The 19,568-nt window shown below is 74.0% G+C and carries 15 protein-coding genes; 8 read left to right on the forward strand and 7 right to left on the reverse strand.

Features of this window, described 5'->3' with window-relative positions; translation table 11 throughout:
* Positions 1 to 37 precede the first annotated feature (37 nt).
* Entirely contained in the window at positions 38 to 2,374 is a 2,337-nt protein-coding gene (locus ACSUPV_RS37485; RefSeq protein ID WP_436949485.1) for a hypothetical protein, read from the forward strand.
* Positions 2,375 to 2,382: 8 nt separating this feature from the next.
* On the opposite strand, the gene ACSUPV_RS37490 is transcribed toward ACSUPV_RS37485, so the two are convergent.
* The 4 genes from ACSUPV_RS37490 to ACSUPV_RS37505 form a co-directional block, all read right to left on the reverse strand.
* Positions 2,383 to 4,818, reverse strand: a complete 2,436-nt coding sequence (locus tag ACSUPV_RS37490; RefSeq protein ID WP_037757924.1) for a right-handed parallel beta-helix repeat-containing protein — start codon at positions 4,816 to 4,818, stop codon at positions 2,383 to 2,385.
* A 229-nt stretch (positions 4,819 to 5,047) separates the two neighbouring features.
* On the reverse strand, positions 5,048 to 5,653 hold the full coding sequence (locus ACSUPV_RS37495; protein WP_031120739.1) for an Rv1733c family protein: 606 nt from the start codon (positions 5,651 to 5,653) through the stop codon (positions 5,048 to 5,050).
* Between the two features lie 174 nt (positions 5,654 to 5,827).
* The gene (locus ACSUPV_RS37500) at positions 5,828 to 6,655 is read right to left on the reverse strand and encodes an MOSC domain-containing protein (protein ID WP_436949486.1); all 828 of its coding nucleotides are present in this window, start codon (positions 6,653 to 6,655) and stop codon (positions 5,828 to 5,830) included.
* A gap of 46 nt (positions 6,656 to 6,701) precedes the next feature.
* The gene (locus tag ACSUPV_RS37505; RefSeq protein WP_359791713.1) at positions 6,702 to 7,133 is read right to left on the reverse strand and encodes a DUF6643 family protein; all 432 of its coding nucleotides are present in this window, start codon (positions 7,131 to 7,133) and stop codon (positions 6,702 to 6,704) included.
* A gap of 296 nt (positions 7,134 to 7,429) precedes the next feature.
* On the opposite strand from ACSUPV_RS37505, the gene ACSUPV_RS37510 reads away from it, so the two are divergent.
* Positions 7,430 to 8,701 carry a TerD domain-containing protein gene (locus ACSUPV_RS37510; RefSeq protein ID WP_051851598.1) on the forward strand — a complete coding sequence of 424 codons (1,272 nt, stop codon included), beginning with the start codon at positions 7,430 to 7,432 and terminating at the stop codon, positions 8,699 to 8,701.
* A 16-nt stretch (positions 8,702 to 8,717) separates the two neighbouring features.
* On the opposite strand, the gene ACSUPV_RS37515 is transcribed toward ACSUPV_RS37510, so the two are convergent.
* Entirely contained in the window at positions 8,718 to 9,911 is a 1,194-nt protein-coding gene (locus ACSUPV_RS37515) for a glycosyltransferase (RefSeq protein ID WP_436949487.1), read from the reverse strand.
* Positions 9,912 to 9,950: 39 nt separating this feature from the next.
* Between ACSUPV_RS37515 and ACSUPV_RS37520 the strand changes: the two genes are divergently transcribed.
* Positions 9,951 to 10,736: a glutamate racemase gene (locus ACSUPV_RS37520; protein ID WP_031121193.1), complete on the forward strand. Its 786-nt coding sequence runs from the start codon at positions 9,951 to 9,953 to the stop codon at positions 10,734 to 10,736.
* Between the two features lie 111 nt (positions 10,737 to 10,847).
* On the forward strand, positions 10,848 to 11,417 hold the full coding sequence (locus ACSUPV_RS37525; protein ID WP_037757931.1) for a hypothetical protein: 570 nt from the start codon (positions 10,848 to 10,850) through the stop codon (positions 11,415 to 11,417).
* 80 nt (positions 11,418 to 11,497) lie between these two features.
* Here the strand turns inward: ACSUPV_RS37525 and ACSUPV_RS37530 are convergent, their stop codons facing one another.
* Positions 11,498 to 12,571, reverse strand: coding sequence for an O-antigen ligase family protein (locus ACSUPV_RS37530; protein WP_436949488.1), 1,074 nt, complete (start codon positions 12,569 to 12,571; stop codon positions 11,498 to 11,500).
* A 275-nt stretch (positions 12,572 to 12,846) separates the two neighbouring features.
* On the opposite strand from ACSUPV_RS37530, the gene lnt reads away from it, so the two are divergent.
* From lnt to ACSUPV_RS37550, 4 genes are all read left to right on the forward strand, one after another.
* Complete coding sequence (gene lnt, locus ACSUPV_RS37535; RefSeq protein WP_436949489.1) at positions 12,847 to 14,466, forward strand: apolipoprotein N-acyltransferase; 1,620 nt, start codon at positions 12,847 to 12,849, stop codon at positions 14,464 to 14,466.
* A 68-nt stretch (positions 14,467 to 14,534) separates the two neighbouring features.
* Complete coding sequence (locus tag ACSUPV_RS37540) at positions 14,535 to 15,014, forward strand: NUDIX hydrolase (RefSeq protein ID WP_436949490.1); 480 nt, start codon at positions 14,535 to 14,537, stop codon at positions 15,012 to 15,014.
* A 54-nt stretch (positions 15,015 to 15,068) separates the two neighbouring features.
* Complete coding sequence (locus tag ACSUPV_RS37545) at positions 15,069 to 15,869, forward strand: 3-hydroxybutyrate dehydrogenase (protein ID WP_436949491.1); 801 nt, start codon at positions 15,069 to 15,071, stop codon at positions 15,867 to 15,869.
* A gap of 74 nt (positions 15,870 to 15,943) precedes the next feature.
* On the forward strand, positions 15,944 to 17,995 hold the full coding sequence (locus ACSUPV_RS37550; RefSeq protein ID WP_436949492.1) for a helix-turn-helix domain-containing protein: 2,052 nt from the start codon (positions 15,944 to 15,946) through the stop codon (positions 17,993 to 17,995).
* Between the two features lie 46 nt (positions 17,996 to 18,041).
* Here ACSUPV_RS37550 and ACSUPV_RS37555 read toward each other — a convergent pair whose 3' ends face one another.
* Complete coding sequence (locus ACSUPV_RS37555) at positions 18,042 to 19,427, reverse strand: MFS transporter (RefSeq protein WP_037757939.1); 1,386 nt, start codon at positions 19,425 to 19,427, stop codon at positions 18,042 to 18,044.
* Positions 19,428 to 19,568: the final 141 nt, after the last annotated feature.

The following is a 19,568-nucleotide window of genomic DNA, read 5'->3' on the forward strand; positions in this document are numbered from 1 at the left end:
CAGAGCCGACGGCGTGTCACGGGGGAAGTGCGAATCAGTGGAACGTGCGCAGGAACATGCGTCGACCGGCGGACCGGACGGTCCCGCCACGCGGCCCGGCGAGACCGGGACCGCCCTGGAACTCCTGGTCCACGGCGTGGGGGGCACCACGCCGCAGGAGATGCTCAACGACCCGCGGACCGAGCGGATCACCGGCGACGACATCGCGGCCGTCTTCCGGCGCGCCGACGACGTCGACGCGGAGAACAGCACCGACGCCCGCCACCGGGGCGGGCCGGTGCCCGAGGCCTACGTGTGGTGCAACCTCACCTCCGGCAACGGCACCCGCGCCCTGTGGCTGCTGCTCCTGCCGTTCATGGTCGTCAACCTCGCCCACTGGATGCGCCCCAGCGCCCACGGCCGCCGCCGCACCGTGCGCCTGTACGGCCTTCTGGTGCGGCTCGCGGGGCTCACCCTGACGGTCCTGCTCGTCGCCGCGGCCTGCGAGGTCGCCCTCGACCTGGCCGCCTGGCAGTGCGCGGGCACACCCACCTGCGCCGACCGCCACTCCTGGCTCGGCTTCCTCTCACCCACCGTCTCCAACGGCGGCTGGTGGAGCAGCCCCGGCCGCAGGCTCGCCCTCGCCTCCCTCGTCCCCACCGCCCTGACGGTCCTGCTGTGGTACCTGTCCCGGCGCACGTGGAGCGACTACGAGTCCCAGCAGCCGATCGTCCGCGACCCCGAGCCCGACGAGGTCCCCGGACCGACCGCCCTCGGCCGGCCCGGCTTCTGGTACGGACGCCGGCTGGTGGCCCGGCTGCGCGCCGCGCACACCGCCGCCGGACTGCTGACGGTCGCCGCCGCGGTCGGCAGCGCCGCCGCCCGCCACGACCGCGAGCCCGGCGGCCCCGCCGTACTGGACACCCTCGGCCTGCTCCTGGAAGCGGCCCTCGCCGCCTGCGCCGTCGCCGTGGTCTGGGTGGTGTGCCGCCGGGGCCGCAGCGAGAAGCGCCTGGACCGGGAACTCGACGAGCGCTTCGTACGGCGCCTGCCGCTCGTCGCCCTCGTCCTGCTCGCCCTCGCCCTGCTCTACGCCGGCTGGGAGCGGCCCGGCTGGCAGTCGTCCGGGCGCCTGCCGGGCGACGCGACCTTCGGCGGCCTCGCCCTGGCCCAGGGCCTGCTCGTGATCGTCCTGGCCGTCGTCGCCCACGCCCTGCACCGCACCGACCCCGACCGGCGGGCCGTGCTGCGCGGCCTGGGCGGTCCGGCCGTGGCCATGCTGGGCTGCGCCCTGGGCGGGGTGATGTCCGGCGGCGTGTCCCAGCGCGTGTCCGACTGGCTGGACGGCACCGGCGCGTCGATCGCGGGCCCGCCGGTCCTGCTGACCTGGCAGGCGTCCGTGATCCCGCCGCTGCTCGTCGTGCTGCTGGGGCTCTTCGGCTGGCTGGCCCACCGCGCCTGGCAACTCGCCCGCGCCGAACGCGACGCCGTGGCACGCGACTACCCGGACGAGGCCATGGACCCCGCCCGCACCCGCCGCATCGCCTACGCCCGCGCCATGGCCGCCCTCACCGACCGAGGACCCCGCATCGTCGCCGTCACCTCCGGCGTCACCCTGCTGCTCGGCGCCGGAGCCCTCGTCGGCGCTCTGACCACCGACGAGACACCCGGCGAGGCGGCGCACGGCACCTACCCCGTCCTGCACGGCGCCGCGGAGACCGCCCAGGCCCTCGGCTCCTGGCTGATCGGCCTCGGCTTCCTCCTCTTCGTCACCTGGGGCCGGCGCGCCTACAAGGACGCCGCCGCGCGCCGCACCATCGGCATCCTGTGGGACGTCGGCACCTTCTGGCCGCGCGCCGCCCACCCCTTCGCCCCGCCCTGCTACGCCGAGCGTGCCGTGCCCGACCTGACCTGGCGGATGGCGACCTGGACCCGCGTCACCGGCGGACGCCTCGTCATCTCCGGCCACTCGCAGGGCAGCGTGCTCGCCGCCGCGGCGGCCTGGCAACTCGCCCCCTCCGCCCGCAAGCGCGTCGCACTGCTGACCTACGGCTCCCCGCTGGAGCGCCTCTACGGCCGTTGGTTCCCGGCGCACTTCGGGCCCGCCGCGCTCAGCTCCCTGCACCGGGACGTCGACTGCTGGCGCAACCTGTACCGGCTGACCGACCCCATCGGCGGCCCGATGCGGCTGCCCGGCGACCAGGTCGACCACCCGCCCCTGAAGGACCCCCTCGCCTACGGCCGCACCGACCTGCTGCCGCTGCCCGCGCCGATCCTCGGCCACTCCGACTACCAGGCCGACCCGGTCTTCGCCGAGGAACGCCGCATGCTGCTGGCCCGGCTCCGGCCCGGGGTGCCCTCACCCCGGGACACACCCGAACCGCCCGCGGCGTAGGCGGATCCTCAGAGCAACTCGGGGAGGTCCTCGGCGTAGAGCAGTGTCAGATCGTCGGTGCTCGGCTCGGCGAGCTGGGCGACCCGGCTCGCGTGCCGCTCGACCATGGCCTCGAAGGTCTGCCGCGCGGTACGGCCGTTGCCGAACGCCGGGCCCTTGGGGAGCTCCGTGAAGTACGTCCGCAGGGCCTCCGGCGCGCCCGGTGCCAGCCGGTACTCGTGCTCCTCGGCCTGCTGCTCCACGATCCGCAGCAGGTCCTCGGGGCCGTAGTCGCTGAAGGTGATGGTCCGTGAGAACCGGGAGGCCACGCCCGGGTTGACCGACAGGAAGCGCTCCATCTCGGCCGTGTAGCCCGCGACGATCACCACGACCGCGTCCCGGTGGTCCTCCATCAGCTTCACCAGCGTGTCGATGGCCTCCTTGCCGAAGTCCCGGCCCGCGTCCTCCGGGGACAGCGCATACGCCTCGTCGATGAACAGCACGCCGCCGCGCGCCTTCTCGAACGCCTCCTGCGTACGGATCGCCGTCGAGCCGATGTGCTCACCGACCAGATCCACCCGGGACACCTCGACCAGGTGGCCCTTCTCCAGCACGCCGAGGGAGGCGAGGATCTCGCCGTACAGGCGCGCGACCGTCGTCTTGCCCGTGCCCGGGGAGCCGGTGAAGACCAGGTGCCGCTTCACCGACGCCGCCTTCAGACCGGCCTGCTGCCGGCGCCGGCCGACCTCGATCATGTCCGTGAGGGCGCGCACCTCGCGTTTGACGCTCTCCAGGCCCACCAGCGCGTCCAGCTCACCGAGGACGTCCTTGGAGGTGCGGACCGGCTGCGCGGGCTCCGCGACCGGGGCCGGGGCCGGTGGTTCGGTGCGCTGCTCCGGTACCGCGCCCAGCAGACCGGGGGAGTGGCCCACCGTCTGCACGGCCGTCTCCCGCGCCGCGGGCGCCCGCAGCCCCGCGCTCTCGTCGCTCGTGCAGTCCTCGACGAGGGGGCCTGCCCCGGACGCCGCGTCCGCGCCGCTGTCCGCGAACTCGTAACCCCCGCGCGCGCACCGCTCCGTGCGGCACTTCCTGAGCGTCGTACGGCTGCCGTCGATCACGTGGAAGCCGTAGCCGCCGCTGCCCGTCACCCGGCAGTTCAGGAAGCTGCCACGGCCCCCGGCCGAGACGTAGACGCCCGCTTCCGCCGGGGAGTCGACCGTGCAGCGCTCCACCGTGGGGTCGGCGCCCTTGGTGACGATCACGCCGGTCTGGGTGCCGTCCAGCGTGCAGTTGCTGAGGGTGCCTCCGCTGCCGTGGTCGCGGAACCAGGCGCCCGTCGCCGCGTCCCGGATGCGGCAGTCGTCGAGCTGCGCCGTCGCGCCGTCGCTCACCGACACGGCCGTGTTGCGCACCTGCGACAGGTCGCTGTCCACGACGTCCGCGCGCGAGCCCCGGTCGAGGACGAACAGGGCGTCCGGCACGTCGTGCACCCGGCAGGAGTCCAGGACGGCGGTGGCGCCGTCGCTGACCCACACCGCGGGGTAGTCGCCCGTGCTGTCGAAGATCTCGCACTGGTTGGCGTCCACGCGCGTGCCCGGGTCCCACACCGACAGGCCGTTGCGGCCGAACTGCCGCACCGTGGTGCGGGTCAGCGTGAGGACGGAGCGGGAGCGCAGGTCGACCGCGTTCTCCGGGATGTCGTGGATGCGGCAGTCGGCCAGCGTCAGCACGGCGTCCGTGTCGAGCGTGACCCCGTCGGCGGTCGTGCGGTGCACATCGCAGTCGGTGAGGTGCGCCGTGGCCCGACCGGTGATCTGCACCCCGCTGCCCCGCACCTCGTAGACCTCGCAGCCCACCGCCTCCAGCGCGGAGTTCTCCCCGGTCGCCGACAGGCCCGATCCCGAGGTGTGGTGCACCCGGCAGCGCTCCAGCCGCGGGTGCGCGCCGCCGCGCACCGCCACGCCCGCCTGGCCGGCCGCGACGACCTCGCACTCCTCGAACACCCCGCCCGCGCCGTCCAGTACGGCGATGCCGATGCCCGCCGGGTTGTCGACCGCGCAGCGCCGGACCGTGGGCCGGGCACTGCCGCGCACCTCGATCCCGGCCGCCGACCGCGTCACGACGCGCACGTCCCGCAGCTCCGGGGTGCCCTCCTCCACCAGCACGGCCGGGGCGGCCGCGTCCTGGCCCTCCACGTGCAGGTCCTGGACCACCGCCGAGGCGCGCACGGTCAGCGGCACCCCGTCCACGGGCGCGATCCGCACCGAGCCGGGGGAGCCGTCGGGGCCGCGCAGGGTCACCGCGCGCTGCACCACGAGGTTCTCCCGGTAGGTGCCGGGGGCGACGGTGAGGACGTCTCCGTCGGCCGCGGCCTCCAGGGCGGCGGCGAGCGATGCGTACTCACCCGTGCGGCGCCGCCACCGCGACGTGCCGGTGTGCGTCACCTGGACCGTGCCCTGTGCCATGGTGTAGCTGTGCCCCCACCTCGGTCGTACTGATGGCTCGTTCGCCCTCGGGACGCTGCGGCCGGTGCCGGGGCCGCTGCCGTGCCCGGCCCCCGGGGCCTGCGCGCGCACGCGGCATCGACACCCGGCGCGTCCCTCCTGCTCGCTCGCGCGCGGGTTGTGCCGAACGGTTCGGCCGGACCACCGTAGCGTGCGCGCGGGTGGTGGGTTGACCAGAGCCGGAAGGCTGTCAGCTGCCGGTGCCCGTCCTGCCCCAGTCCGGGCCCGCCTTGTCCCATGCCTGGTCCCAACGGGCGTACCGGACGCGGACCATGCGCCAGACGATCAGCCGTCTGCCGCCCTCGACGAGCCCGCCCACCGCCAGGGCCGCGCCGAAGCCGGCGAGGACCGCGTGCGTCGACGCCGTCGCGGAGTCCAGGGGGCGGGCCACCATCCTGCCCTGCCGGTCGGTCCATATCCGGAACTCGTCGCCCCGCTGCGGGTCCTTGAGGCTCGCCAGGACCGGGCCCTGGTGGTGCGTGCCGTCCGGCGCCGTCCAGTCGGCGAGGACGCGGTTGCGCAGATCCCGGCCGGTGGAGGTCTCCGGGTCGGCGTCCAGCGGGGAGGGGTCGAGCTTGCGGACCACGGTGGCCGTCACCGAATGCCGCGTCTCGTGCTGCTCCCGGACGGAGCGCTGCAGGGCGTCCTGGGCGGCGCCCCCGACGAGGAACCCGGCCACCGGCGCGATGAGGAGGATCAGCAACAGGGCCGCGAGGGCCACCCAGGCCTCGGCCAGGTCGGTCGCGCGGCACAGTGGGTTGCGCCGCCAGCGCCAGAGTCCGCTGATCGCTCGCACCGCCTGCACCCCCTTCCCGCTCCGTGATAACCCCCGGCGGAGCCGTCCACGCGGGGACCCGGCGAAGAGAGAGCGAAATCACCACTCTCCGGGGCCTCTCATGAACTTCTCACATAGGCCAACGCCCGGGCCGCCGACGCGGTTCCCGCCTCCGCGGGAGACCCGGTGCGTGCGCTACTCGAGGATCCTGACCGGGTCCCCGACCCGGATCGTGCCGCGGGACAGGGGCACCAGGTTCTGCCCGAAGACCAGCTTGCCGCCGAGCCGCCGGTGTCGCCCCAGGCTGTACAGGGGCTCACGGCCGCGCGCACTGCTGTCCTGGTCGGTGGTGGTCACCACGCACCGGCCGCAGGGCTTCGCGACGCGGAAGGTCACCTCCCCGACGGCGAGGCGCGACCAGTCGTCCTCGGCCCAGGCGTCGGTGCCCGTCACGACCACGTTCGGCCGGAAGCGGTTCATGGGGAGCGGGCCCTCGTCCGCGTGATCGCCCTGCGCGATCAGGGCGTTGAGGGCGTCGAGGGAGGCCGTCGTGGTGAGCAGCAGCGGAAAGCCGTCGGCGAAGGAGACGGTGTCACCGGCCCGCGCGTACTCCGGGTCGACGGGCCGGCGCGTGGCCGGATCGTCCAGGAACACAAGTCGCGCGCCGATGCCGAGGTACGTGCTGCACCAGACGTGCGCGGAGTCGCCCTCGGCCGGGACCGCCTCGACCTTGTCGCGGAAGATCTGCACCGGCACCGTACCGGCCGATCCGGGGACGGGCACCGTCAGCGGTTCCATGCCGGGCGCGGACAGCCGGACACCGCCGTCGGGCAGCAGCTCGGCGGCGGCCCGCGCGAGGCGCGGCAGCTGGCGTTGCGTGACGACCTTTCCCCCGTCGTCGATCAGCATCCAGCGCCGGTCGCCGGCCAGTCCCCAGGGCTCCACGACGGCTTCCCGGGGCGCCTGGCCCCGGACCGCCTTCACCGGATGGACATGAATCGCGTGCAGGTGTGCGTTCCCCATGGGGCCATCGTGCCAGTCGGCACCGACAGCCCCGGGGGGCGGCGGCTCAGTAACCGCGGTACTGCTGGTTGTTGTACGGGTCCTGGTAAGGGGCCTGGGCGGGTCGGGGAGCCGCGGGGCGCATCGCCTCGTACCCCGCGCCGGGCGCCGCCGGGCGCGGCTGCTGGGGCTGGGGGCCCGGATAGCCGCGCGGTGCGGTGGCCTGCTGCGGGATGTACGCCGCGGGCGCCTGCTGGAGCGGGGCGGGTTGCGGCGCCTGCGGATATCCGTAGGCGGGCTGGGACGGGGCCGCCGGCAGCGCGGGCAGCGCCGACGGGAGGGCGGGCAGGTTGCCGACCGGCATGTCGTACTGCGCGGGGACCCGGATCGGGGCGATCTGCGGGGTGCCCCGCTCGGCGACGAGCTTGTCGTAGATCGGGGTGTCCGGGAAGGAGGCGGAGTAGTAGCCGCCGCCATAGGTGGAGCGGGGGGAGGTCATGGCACATAAGTTAAGCCCACGATGTGCTGGTTGGGGAGACCGATAAGAGGGTTGTTTTCCGTGTCCGCAGTGACCCGGTATCCCCAATGCGAGCGAACTCGGCAAAAAGGGCGGCGAACCGGGGCCTGATCGCGTAAAGGCCGAGTTCCGGGCGGGTTACCAGGGGTTGGCCGCCGGTCTTCGGGTCGTCGTGCATGGGAGTTCGCCGCGCGGAGGAATAGGTTGGGCGAACGGAACTCGTCCGGACGGCCGGGATGTGCCTGGCGCGGTGACACGCAATGGGGGCGGACATGAACATGCTGAAAGGTTCAAACACTTCTGTGCCCGCCGCGGCGCTGCGTGTGGAATTGGGCTGGCGTACCGGACCGGGCGTGCCCGACGCCGACGCCTCCGCTTTGCTGCTGGTGAGTGGAAAGGTGCGTTCGGACGCGGACTTCGTCTTCTACAACCAGCCCGCGCACTCCTCCGGAGCGATCCGCCATGAGGGCAAGCGGAACGCCGACGGCCGCGTCACCGACACGCTCCTCGTCGACCTCGCGCGCGTGGAGCCCGCCATCGAGACGATCGTCCTCGCCGCCTCCGCCGACGGGGGCGCCTTCGGGCAGGTCCCGGACCTGTACATCGAGGTCCAGGACGCCGCCCAGGGCACCCCGGTGGCCCGCTTCGACAACCCGGGCGCCGGCACCGAAACCGCTTTCGTGCTCGGCGAGTTCTACCGCCGCCAGGGCGCCTGGAAGTTTCGCGCCGTCGGCCAGGGCTACAGCAGCGGACTCGAAGGCCTGGCGACGGACTACGGCATCACGGTGGACGAGCCGCAGCGGACGGCCCCCACCGCGGCGCCCACGCCGCCGGCGTACACGCCCCCGCCGACGACCCGGGCGGCCGTCCCGCCGCCCCCTGCCGCGCCCCCTGCGGCACCTCCCGCACCCGTCCGCCTCACCAAGGTCACGCTCACCAAGGCGGCCCCCTCCGTCTCGCTCGCCAAGCAGGGCGGCACCTCCGGTGCCCTGCACGTGAACCTCAACTGGGAAGTGCGCAAGCAGTTCTCGGGGTGGAGCAGCAAGTTCGGCCGCCCGGCCGCGCTGCACTCCGATCTCGACCTCGACCTGTGCGCGCTGTTCGAACTCACCGACGGCAGCAAAGGCGTCGTGCAGGCCCTCGGCAACACCTTCGGGGCGCTGCACCAGCCGCCGTACATCCACCTCGACGGCGACGACCGCACCGGCGCCGTCGCGGCCGGTGAGAACCTCACCGTCAATCTCGACCACAAGAACGCCTTCCGGCGCATCCTCGTCTTCGTCACCATCTACGAAGGCGCCCGCTCCTTCGCCGACCTGCACGCCACCGTCACCCTCCAGCCGCAGCACGGCGCCCCGATCGAGTTCTCCCTCGACGAGTGCACGGTCCCCTCACCCGTGTGCGCGCTCGCCCTGATCACCAACACCGGCGGCGACCTGGTCGTGCAGCGGGAGGCCCGTTACCTGGTGCCCGAGCGCGGGGTGAGCCCGCAGCGGACCGTCGACCAGGCCTACGGATGGGGCATGAACTGGACACCCGGCAGGAAATGACGTCCTCCGGCCGGGGTCAGCCCTCGTCGGGCACGGCCTCCGGGCGCGCGTAGGTGCGGCCCTTCCAGGCCGCACCGCGTCCCCGGTAGTGCTGCACGGCCGAGTCGACCGTCATGAGGAGGTAGAGGAAGGCGGTGAACGGCAGCAGCGGAGCGAGCCACGGCGGCTGCCGGTAGTAGCGGAGCATCGGGACGTACGTCCCCGCCATCACGAGCCACGCGAGGCCCCCGGCGACCGCCGCGGCCGCGCTGCCCGCCGCCAGGCCCGCCGCGAGCGCCACGGGCGGCACCAGATACACCAGCGCCAGCCCCGCGACCGTGCCGGCCAGCAGCAGCGGGTTGTGCCGCAGTTGGGCGTACGCGCTGCGGGACACCATCCGCCACAGGTCGCCCAGCCGCGGATACGGCCGCACGCTGTCCACCCGGTCGGCCAGCCCCAGCCAGACGCGCCCGCCACCCCGCTTGACGGCCCGGGCGAGCGCCACGTCGTCGATCACCGCGTGCCGGATCGCGTCCGGGATCCGCGCCCGCTCGGCCGTCTCCGCCCGCAGCAGGACGCAGCCACCGGCGGCCGCCGCGGTCCGCGTCCCCTCCCCGCCGATCCGGCGGAAGGGGTACAGCTGCGCGAAGAAGTAGACGAAGGCCGGTACGACGAGCCTCTCCCACGTGCTCTCCACCCGCAGCCGCGCCATCTGCGACACGACGTCGAAGCCACCGGACCGGGCCGCCGCCACCAACTCCCGCAGACTGTCCGGCGCGTGCGCGATGTCGGCGTCGGTCAGGAGCAGGTACTCGGGACCACGCGCGCGTGCCAGGCCGATGCCGTGGCGCACGGCCCACAGCTTGCCGGTCCACCCCGCGGGCGGCTCGCCCGGCGAGGACACGGTCAGCGGCAGCCCGCCGTGCCGGCCGGCCAGGTCACGCGCGAGATCACCGGTGCCGTCCGCACTGCCGTCGTCGACGAGGAAGACCTCCGCCCGCCCCGGATAGTCCTGCCGGAGCAGCGACGGCAGCGCGGCGGGCAGCACCGCCGCCTCGTCGCGGGCCGGGACGACGACGCACACGGACGGCCACGCGTCCGGCTCCCGGCGCGGGGGCAGTCGCACATCCGTGCGCCAGAAGAAGCCCTGGCAGAGCAGCAGCCACAGCCAGGAGAGAAGTGATCCAGCGGCAGTCCACACAACGGCGCTCACGCGCGCAGTCTGCCCCACGGGACCGGCCCGGGACCGCTCATCGTCTATCGTGATCGGGTGAAGATCGCGCTCATGGACTCCGGAATCGGTCTGCTGGCGGCCACCGCCGCGGTACGGCGGCTGCGCCCCGACGCCGATCTCGTGCTCTCCCTGGACCCCGACGGCATGCCATGGGGACCGCGCACCCCGCAGGACCTGACCGAGCGCGCCCTGGCCGTCGCCGAGGCGGCAGCCAGGCGCCGCCCCGACGCCCTGATCGTCGGCTGCAACACCGCGACCGTGCACGCGCTCACCGCCCTGCGCGCCCGCCTCGAACCGGAGCTCCCGGTCATCGGCACGGTCCCGGCGATCAAGCCGGCCGCGGCCGGCGGCGGCCACCTCGCCATCTGGGCCACCCCGGCCACCACCGGCAGCACGTACCAGCGGACCCTGATCCGGGACTTCGCCGGTGGCGTGCCCGTCACCGAAGTGCCCTGCTGGGGACTCGCCGAGGCCGTGGAGCGCGCGGACGAGGCGGCGATCGACGCCGCCGTGAGCGCGGCCGCCGCCCTGACCCCCGAGGACGTGACCACCGTCGTCCTCGGCTGCACGCACTACGAACTGGTCGCCGAGCGCATCCGCACCGCCGTCCAGCGCCCCGGCCGCCCGCCCCTCGTCCTGCACGGATCCGCTGGCGCCGTGGCCGCCCAGGCCCTGCGCCGGCTCGGCGAGCAGCCCGCGCCGGGAGCCACGCCGCACGGAACCCTGACCGTGCTGCTGAGCGGCCGCGAGGGGTCGCTGCCCGCGCCGGCCCTGGCGTACGAGGAAGGCCGGCTGCTGCAGGCGGTCACCCCGGCCGGCTGACCGCACCGTCCTGACGGCCGCCGGCGCGGCGGGACGGACCGACGCCCGGCCGGCCCAGTCACGCTCCGCCACCGGCTACCAGCGGAGCGAAACCTGAGTACTCTCATATGCATGAGGGACCACCGCCACGGCGAGAACGCCTCTGCCGCGCATCCCGACGTCTCGCATCCGGACGTCTGGACCGGCCGTGCGACCAACCGGGTCCAGTGGCTGCTGGCGCTCGTCGGCGCGGCCTGCATGGCGCTCGGCATCGAGCTCGCGGTCGACTCGGCGTGGACCTCCGGCACGGCTCCGCTCATCATGGCCGTCGTCGGGTGCATCGCCGCCGGGCTGCTGGTCCTCTTCGGAACCCTCGCCTTCGTGCACGTCGCCCTGCGGGTCGACGAGGATCACCTCGAGGTGCGCTGCGGCCACATCGGCCTGCCCCGCCGTCGTATCCCGCTCTCCCATGTGGCGGGCGCCACGTACACCTCCCACGTCACGCCCCGCCACTGGGGTGGCTGGGGCTACCGGTGGCGGCCCGAGAAGGGCACCGCGGTGGTCGTGCGCCAGGGGGAGGGCGTCGTGCTGGAGCTGTGGGACGGACACACCTTCACCATCACGGTGGACGACGCGGAGGCGGCCGTGCAGGTGATCAAGGCCCGGCTGCGGCCCGGGAAGCCGGGCGCTCCCGCGCACTGAACCGGGCCGGCGCCACCGACCTGACCGGACCGGCCCGACGTGCTGCGGCTCCGCTCGTACGCGCCCCCCGTGCCCCCTTTTCACCATGCGGGAGTGCGGCCGGCGTCCCGCGGGTGCGGGTCCGGTGCGCGGCTCGACGGCTCGTCGGCGAGCGGGCGGGCCGTGGCCATGCCCGCCAGCAGCCCGGCGCCCACCGACACCGCCGTGAAGCTCAACGCGTTGCCGATCGCGGCGATGGCGGCGAGCACCGTCAGGGCCGCGCCCGCGGTCAGCACCACTGGCGTCGGGCGCGGGCCGCGCCACAGCGCGTACAGCACCCAGCCGAAGGCCGCCGCCAGCAGGGCCAAGCCCACGAGGCCCTGCTCGGCCGCCTGCTGGAGCGGTGCCGAGTGCGGTTTGCCGTCGGACAGCAGCGACTGGGCGGACGTCGCGCTCAGCTCCCCGAACCGGCCCGGTCCCACCCCCAGGGCGGTGTCCCCGCGCAGCAGGTCCCCCGCGTCCTGCCACAGCTGGACGCGGTGCGGCGTCAGACGTCCTTCGAGGGCGGTGCTGAACCCGGTGGGCACCGCCCGCGCGGCGATCGCCCAGGTCAGGCCCGTCACCACAACGGCGACCGTGGCCATCGCGGCGAGAGCGGCGCCGCGGCGCCGGACGCGACCGGCGGCCAGTGAACACAGCAGCACCGCCACGCACGAGACGCAGCCGGTGGCCGAACCGAGCACGGCCGCCAGCACCGCGGTCCCGGCGGCCACCAGGCGCAGCGCGAACCGCAACGCCGGCGCGGGAGCGGCCCAGGCGGCACAGCACGCGGCGCCCGCCGACAGCGTCAGCACGGCAGCCGTGGCCCCGGCATGCCCCAAGGGCGCCGTGATCTGCGGGCCCGGAGCGAGATGCGGAACGGCCACCGTCAGCCCGATGCCGGCCAGCGCGCTGGCGCAGGGCGCGGCGACCGGCAGCAGCGCCCCGCCGATCCGCCCGGCGGCGTACCCGGCCGCCACGGCCAGCACCGCGAGGAGCACACCCTCGGGCCTGCCGTCACGCACGGCCGCCGTGATCAGGGACCAGCCGGCGCAGGCGCCCAGCACCACGACGCCCGCCGCGTCCGGAACGATCCGTCTCTCGCCGTCCGCGTCCGGCCCGGACGCAGACGTCATCCCACTGGCACCCACCCCGCCCCCCCCCGCACCCCGTCGCCCCCGACCTCCGAAGACCCCGCCGCACGGACCGCCGACGGCCGCACGACGGAGACTTCGGCACACCGTAACGGCTGGTGGGCGGTTTGGGGATGTGTCGTGACGAAATGAGCAGGAACGTTGCTGCGGGGCGGGGGGCGAAGCGGCCGTCGTCCCGCGCCGGGCGGCCGGAGCCCTGTCGCCGCCCCCGTGGACCGCGCTGTCGGCGCCCAGGGCGCTCGACTTACACTCCGGGAGTGACCGTCACCGCAACCTCCGTCGACGAGTCGGACCAGCTGAAGCCGCGGATCGCGTCCGGGACACGGGCGGCGTGGGCCCGGCGGCTCGTGCGCCTCCTCCCGGCCGCCGCTGCCGCGCTCTCCGGCCTGCTCCTCTACGTCAGCTTCCCGCCCCGCACCCTGTGGTGGCTCGCCCCGCCGGCCTTCGCCGCCTTCGGCTGGGTGCTGCGCGGCCGCGGCTGGAAGGCGGGGCTCGGCCTCGGCTACCTCTTCGGCCTGGGCTTCCTGCTGCCGCTGCTGGTGTGGACCGGTGTGGAGGTCGGGCCGGGCCCCTGGCTCGCCCTGGTCGCGATCGAGGCGCTCTTCATCGCGCTGGTCGGCGCCGGTGTGGCGGTCGTGTCGAAGCTGCCCGGGTGGCCGGTGTGGGCGGCGGCCGTGTGGATCGCCGGCGAGGCGGCACGCGCGCGCGTGCCGTTCCACGGCTTCCCCTGGGGGAAGATCGCGTTCGGGCAGGCGGACGGCGTGTTCCTGCCGCTCGCGGCGGTCGGCGGCACTCCCGTGCTCGGCTTCGCGGTGGTGCTGTGCGGCTTCGGGCTCTACGAGGTCGTGCGGCTGGCCGTGTCGTGGCGGCGGACCGGGACGGTACGGCGCGCCGCGGCGGCCGTGGGTCTGCTCAGCGTGGCCGTGCCGGTCGTGGGTGCGGTGGCGGCCCGGCCGCTGGTGAGCGACCAGGCCGAGGACGGCAGCGTCACCGTCGCGGTGATCCAGGGCAACGTGCCCCGCGCGGGCCTGGAGTTCAACGCCCAGCGGCGGGCCGTGCTCGACTACCACGCGCGCGAGACGGAACGCCTGGCCGCCCAGGTCAAGGCCGGCAAGGCCGCGCGGCCCGACTTCGTGCTCTGGCCGGAGAACTCCTCCGACATCGACCCCTTCGCCAACCCCGACGCCCGGACCGTGATCGACACGGCGGCCAAGGCCATCGGCGTGCCCATCTCGGTCGGTGGCGTCGTCGAACGCGACGGCAAGCTGTACAACGAGCAGATCCTGTGGGACCCGGCGAAGGGCCCCGTCGACACCTACGACAAGCGCCAGATCCAGCCGTTCGGCGAGTACCTCCCGCTGCGCTCGCTCATCGGCGCGATCAACGAGAACTGGACGGCGATGGTCCGCCAGGACTTCAGCCGGGGCACCCAGCCGGGCGTGTTCTCCATGGACGGCGCCAAGGTCGGCCTGGTCACCTGCTACGAGGCCGCCTTCGACTGGGCCGTGCGCTCCGAGGTCACCGACGGCGCCCAGATGATCTCCGTGCCGAGCAACAACGCGACCTTCGACCGCAGTGAGATGACCTACCAGCAGCTCGCCATGTCCCGCGTCCGCGCCGTCGAGCACAGCCGTACTGTGGCCGTGCCGGTGACCAGCGGTGTCAGCGCCTTCATCATGCCGGACGGGAGGATCACCCAGCGGACCGGCATGTTCGTGGCCGACTCGCTGGTGCAGAAGGTGCCGCTGCGGTCCTCGCTGACCCCCGCCACGCGGCTCGGCGTGCTGCCGGAGATCGCCCTCGTGCTGGTCGCGGCGGGCGGACTGGGCTGGGCCGTCGGCGCCGGACTGCGCGGGCGACGCGCCGGTGACGTCTAGTCGTACTCCGGTCGCACGCTGCCTGAAACGAGCCGGGGTGTCCTGACCGGCCCCTTAGGGTCGACGTCATGGCTACTCCCGACTTCATCCGTGCCCTCCGTGCCTCCGCCGGGCATCAGCTGCTGTGGCTCCCCGGAGTCACCGCCCTGGTCTTCGACGACGAGGGCAGAGTCCTGCTGAACCGCCGGTCCGACACCCGCAAGTGGTCGGTGATCGGCGGCATCCCGGACCCGGGGGAGCAGCCCGCGGCCTGCGCCGTGCGGGAGGTCTACGAGGAGACGGCCGTGCGCTGTGTCGCCGAGCGGATCGTCCTCGTCCAGGCGGGGGACCCCGTCACGTACGACAACGGCGACACCTGCCAGTTCCTGGACATCACCGTCCGCTGCCGGGCCACCGGCGGCGAGGCCCGGGTCAACGACGACGAGTCACTGGAGGTGGGCTGGTTCGACGTCGACGCCCTGCCCGAGCTGAACGAGCACTGCCTGTTCCGGATCAAGCAGGCCATGTCGGACGGTCCCACATGGTTCGACCCCACTGCCTCCGGCTGAACTATGGGGGCAGACCATATGGGGTGGGGGAGGGGCGCTGCCTAGGGTCGAGGCATGACCGCGCCCCGTGTCCTTCCGGCTCCCCACGGCTCCCCGCTCGACCTCGGCGGCCGCACCGCGCTCGTCACCGGCGCCGCCGGCGGCATCGGCCGCGCCTGCGCGCTGCGGCTCGCGGCCGCCGGGGCCAAGGTGAGAGCGGTCGACCGGGACGCCGCCGGCCTGGAGACGCTCGCCGAGCAGGGCCGTGACCTCGCGGGCACCGTGGAACCGCACGTCCTCGACCTCACCGACCTGGACGCCGCCGAGCTCGCCGCGGCGGGTACGGACGTCCTCGTCAACAACGCCGGGCTCCAGCTCGTGCGCCCCATCGAGGAGTTCCCGCCCGACGTCTTCCACATGGTGCTCACCGTGATGCTGGAGGCACCGTTCCGCCTCATCCGCGGTGCCCTGCCCCACATGTACGGGCAGGGGTGGGGCCGCATCGTGAACGTGTCGTCCGTCCACGGGCTGCGCGCCTCGGCCTACAAGTCGGCCTATGTGGCCGCCAAACACGGTCTGGAGGGGCTGTCCAAGACCACCGCCCTCGAAGGCGCGCCCCATGGCGTCACCTCGAACTGTGTGAACCCCGCCTATGTGCGCACCCCACTGGTCGAGAAGCAGCTCGCCGACCAGGCCCAGGCGCACGGCATCCCCGAGGAGCGGGTCCTGTCCGAGGTGCTCCTTCAGGACAGTGCCGTCAAGCGGCTCATCGAACCGGAGGAGGTCGCCGAGGCCGTGGCGTATCTGTGCGCTCCGCAGGCGTCTTTCGTGACCGGCACCTCGCTCGTGCTCGACGGCGGCTGGACCGCCCACTGAACAGCGGGGCCCGTCGGCCGGGGAGTTATCCACAGGGCTGACGGGACGGCCGGGTCATGGTGAATCCTGTGGGCATGTCCAGCGATCACGTTCAGTCAGCCGGGCGTTTCGCCGGTGCCGCCGAAGCGCCGTCGGTGCGCGCCGAAGGGCCGTCGGCTCGAGCGGAGGCGCCATCGGCTCGAGCGGAAGCGTCTTCGATGCGCGCGGAGGCTCCGTCGGTGCGCGCGGAGGCTCCGTCGGCGAGTGCCGAGACGCCGTATCTCGAGCTCCTGGCCCGGGGCGCGTCCGCCGACGCCTACGAGCAGCCGGTGCTGCTGGCACGCGCCGAAGGGCGGTCGGCGGAATGGATCGCCGCGCTCCAGCGGGCCAAGCCGCTCGCCCTGCGCGTGCGCGCGGAGCTGGAGGGACGCCGCCGCCGCGAGGCCGAGCTGTCCGCCCTGTTCGAGACCGCCCACGACCTGGCCGGGCTGCGCGACCTGGACGCCGTGCTCCAGGCGATCGTGCAACGCGCCCGGTCGCTGCTGGGCACGGACGTCGCGTACCTCAGCCTGAACGACCCGGAGCGCGGTGACACCTACATGCGGGTCACCGAGGGCTCGGTCGCGGCCCGCTTCCAGCAGCTGCGGCTCGGCATGGGCGAGGGACTCGGCGGCCTGGTCGCGCAGACCGCGCGTCCCTACGTCACCGACGACTACTTCAAGGACGACCGCTTCCAGCACACCCTCACCATCGACGCGGGCGTGCGGGACGAGGGGCTCGTGGCCATCCTCGGCGTGCCGCTGACCCTCGGGCACCACGTCATCGGGGTGCTGTTCGCCGCGGACCGCCGGGCCCGGGTCTTCGAGCGGGAGCAGATCGCCCTGCTCGGTTCCTTCGCCGCCCTCGCCGCGGCGGCCATCGACGCCGCCAACCTGCTCGCCGAGACGCGCTCGGCGCTCGCCGGCCTGGAGCGGGCCAACGAGATCATCCGGGACCGCAGCGGTGTCATCGAGCGCGCCTCCGACGTGCATGACCGGCTCGCCGAGCTGGTGCTGCGCGGCGGCGGGGTGCACGACGTGGCCGCCGCCGTCTCCGAGGTCCTCGACGGCACGGTCGAGTTCGCCGAGGCCGCCGCGGCACCGGCCGAGGCACTGGAGGCCTCCCGCGCGGACGGGCACGCGGTGCGGCACGGGGACGACTGGATCGCCGCCGTGGCCGCCGGCGGCGAACTGCTCGGCGCACTGGTGCTGCGCGGGCACCCTGGGCTCGACCCGGTCGACCAACGCACCCTGGAGCGGGCCGCCATGGTGACGTCCCTGCTGCTCCTGGCCCGCCGGTCCGCCGCCGAGGCCGAACAGCGCGTGCGCGGCGAGCTGCTGGACGACCTCCTGGACGCCCGCGACCGCGATCCGCGCCTGCTGCGGGAGCGCGCGGCCCGTCTCGACGCCGACCTCGACGCCGTCCATGTGGTGCTGGCCACGCGGTTGGAGGGCGGCGCGGCCGACGCCGACCAGGAGGCGGACGCCCGCAGACGCCTGGCGGCCGCGGCGTCCCACCTGGCCGCGACCCGGCACGGCCTCGCCGCCGCACGCGACGGCGGCACCGTCCTGCTGCTGCCCCTCAGCCCCGGCGACACCGCCACCGACCTGGCGCGCACGGCCGCCCGGCAGCTGGGCACGGCGGTCCACGCGTCGGTCACCGTCGGCGCCTCCGCACCCGCCGAGGACCTGTCCACCCGCCCGGACGCGGTGGCCACGGCCTACGCGGAGGCCCGGCGCTGCCTCGACGCCCTGGGCCTGCTCGGCCGCTCCGGGGACGGGGCCGCCGCGGAGGACTTCGGCTTCCTCGGGCTGCTCCTGGCCGGCGACCGGGACATCCCCGGCTTCGTCGACCGCACCATCGGCGACGTCGTCGCCTACGACCGGCGGCGCGGCACGGAGCTGCTGCGCACCCTCGACGCGTACTTCGCCTGCGGCATGAGTCCCGCCCGCACCAAGGAAGAACTGCACGTCCACGTGAACACCGTCGCCCAGCGCCTGGAGCGCGTCGGCCGCCTCCTGGGCGACGACTGGCAGAGCCCGGCACGCGTCCTGGAGATCCAACTCGCCCTGCGGCTGCACCGGTTGTCGGCACCCGCACGGCACTGACCCCCGTGCGCGGAAACGCACGGGGGCCTGCCGGACCGGCGGATGCTCAGGGAGTCCGGGCGTCCGCCGCCGGGGCCGTGGCCCGGTCCGGGGCGGCGGCGGGGGCGACGTCGGACAGGTCCCGGTGGCGGGTCTCCTGCGCCGCCGCCACGGCGACGACCGTGAGGAGGGAGGCGGCGACGACATACAGGGCGATCGGTGTGGAGCTGCCGTAGTCGGAGAGCAGCGCGGTGGCGATCAGCGGAGCGGGCGCGCCCGCCGCGACGGATGCGAACTGGGCGCCGATGGACGCGCCGGAGTAGCGCATCCGGGTCGCGAACATCTCGGAGAAGAACGCCGCCTGGGGCGCGTACATCGCCCCGTGCAGCACCAGCCCCACGGTGACCGCGATGATCAGGTTGCCGAAGCCGCCGGTGTCGATCAGCGAGAAGAACGGGAACATCCACAGCCCGACACCGACCGCGCCCACCAGGTACACGGGACGGCGGCCGATTCGGTCCGACAGCGCGCCCCACGCCGGGATCACCGCGAAGTGCACGGCCGAGGCGATCAGTACGGCGTTGAGCGCGACCTGCTTGGAGACGCCGGCCGAGGTCGTGGCGTAGACGAGGATGAACGCGGTGATGACGTAGTAGCTGATGTTCTCCGCCATCCGGGCGCCCATCGCGACCAGGACGTCACGCCAGTGGTGCCGCAGCACGGCGACGAGCGGCAGCTTCTCCGCGTCCGCGGACCGGGTCGCCTTGCGGGCCTCGGCCTGCGCCAACGCCTGCTTGAAGACGGGGGATTCATCGACAGACAGACGAATCCACAAACCGACGATCACCAGCACACCGGAGAGCAGGAACGGAATCCGCCAGCCCCAGCTGCCGAACGCGGCGTCCGACAGCAGGGCGGTGAGCAGCGACAGCACACCGGTGGCGAGGAGCTGCCCCGCCGGCGCGCCGGTCTGCGGCCACGACGCCCAGAACCCGCGCCGCCGCGCGTCTCCGTGCTCCGACACGAGCAGGACGGCGCCGCCCCACTCGCCGCCGAGCGCGAAGCCCTGCACCAGCCGGAGCACGGTGAGCAGGACCGGCGCGGCCGTCCCGATGGTGGCGTGCGTGGGCAGCAGCCCGATCGCGAAGGTGGCTCCGCCCATCAGCAGCAGACTCAGCACCAGCAGCTTCTTGCGCCCGAGACGGTCGCCGTAGTGCCCGAACACCAGCGCGCCCAGCGGCCGGGCCGCGAACCCGACCGCGTACGTGAGGAAGGACAGCAGTGTGCCGACGAGCGGGTCGGAGTCCGGGAAGAACAGCTTGTTGAACACGAGCGCGGCGGCGGAGCCGTAGAGGAAGAAGTCGTACCACTCGATGGTGGTGCCGATGAGGCTGGCGGCGACTATGCGCTTGAGGTTGCCCGGGGGCGGGGGAGCGGTGGTTGCGGAGGCCATGTGCGCCACTTCCTCGTGTGCGGTGGGGACGGGTACGTGTTGGCACACCGTAGGAACGTGCAGGTCAGGGGCACATGTGGTGGGGCAACATAGTCTGGGGCGTGGCTATGCGTGGGAACACCATGCCCGCTCGTGGAGGGG

Source organism: Streptomyces sp. SudanB52_2052, assembly GCF_964272415.1.
GTDB classification, from domain to species: domain Bacteria; phylum Actinomycetota; class Actinomycetes; order Streptomycetales; family Streptomycetaceae; genus Streptomyces; species Streptomyces olindensis.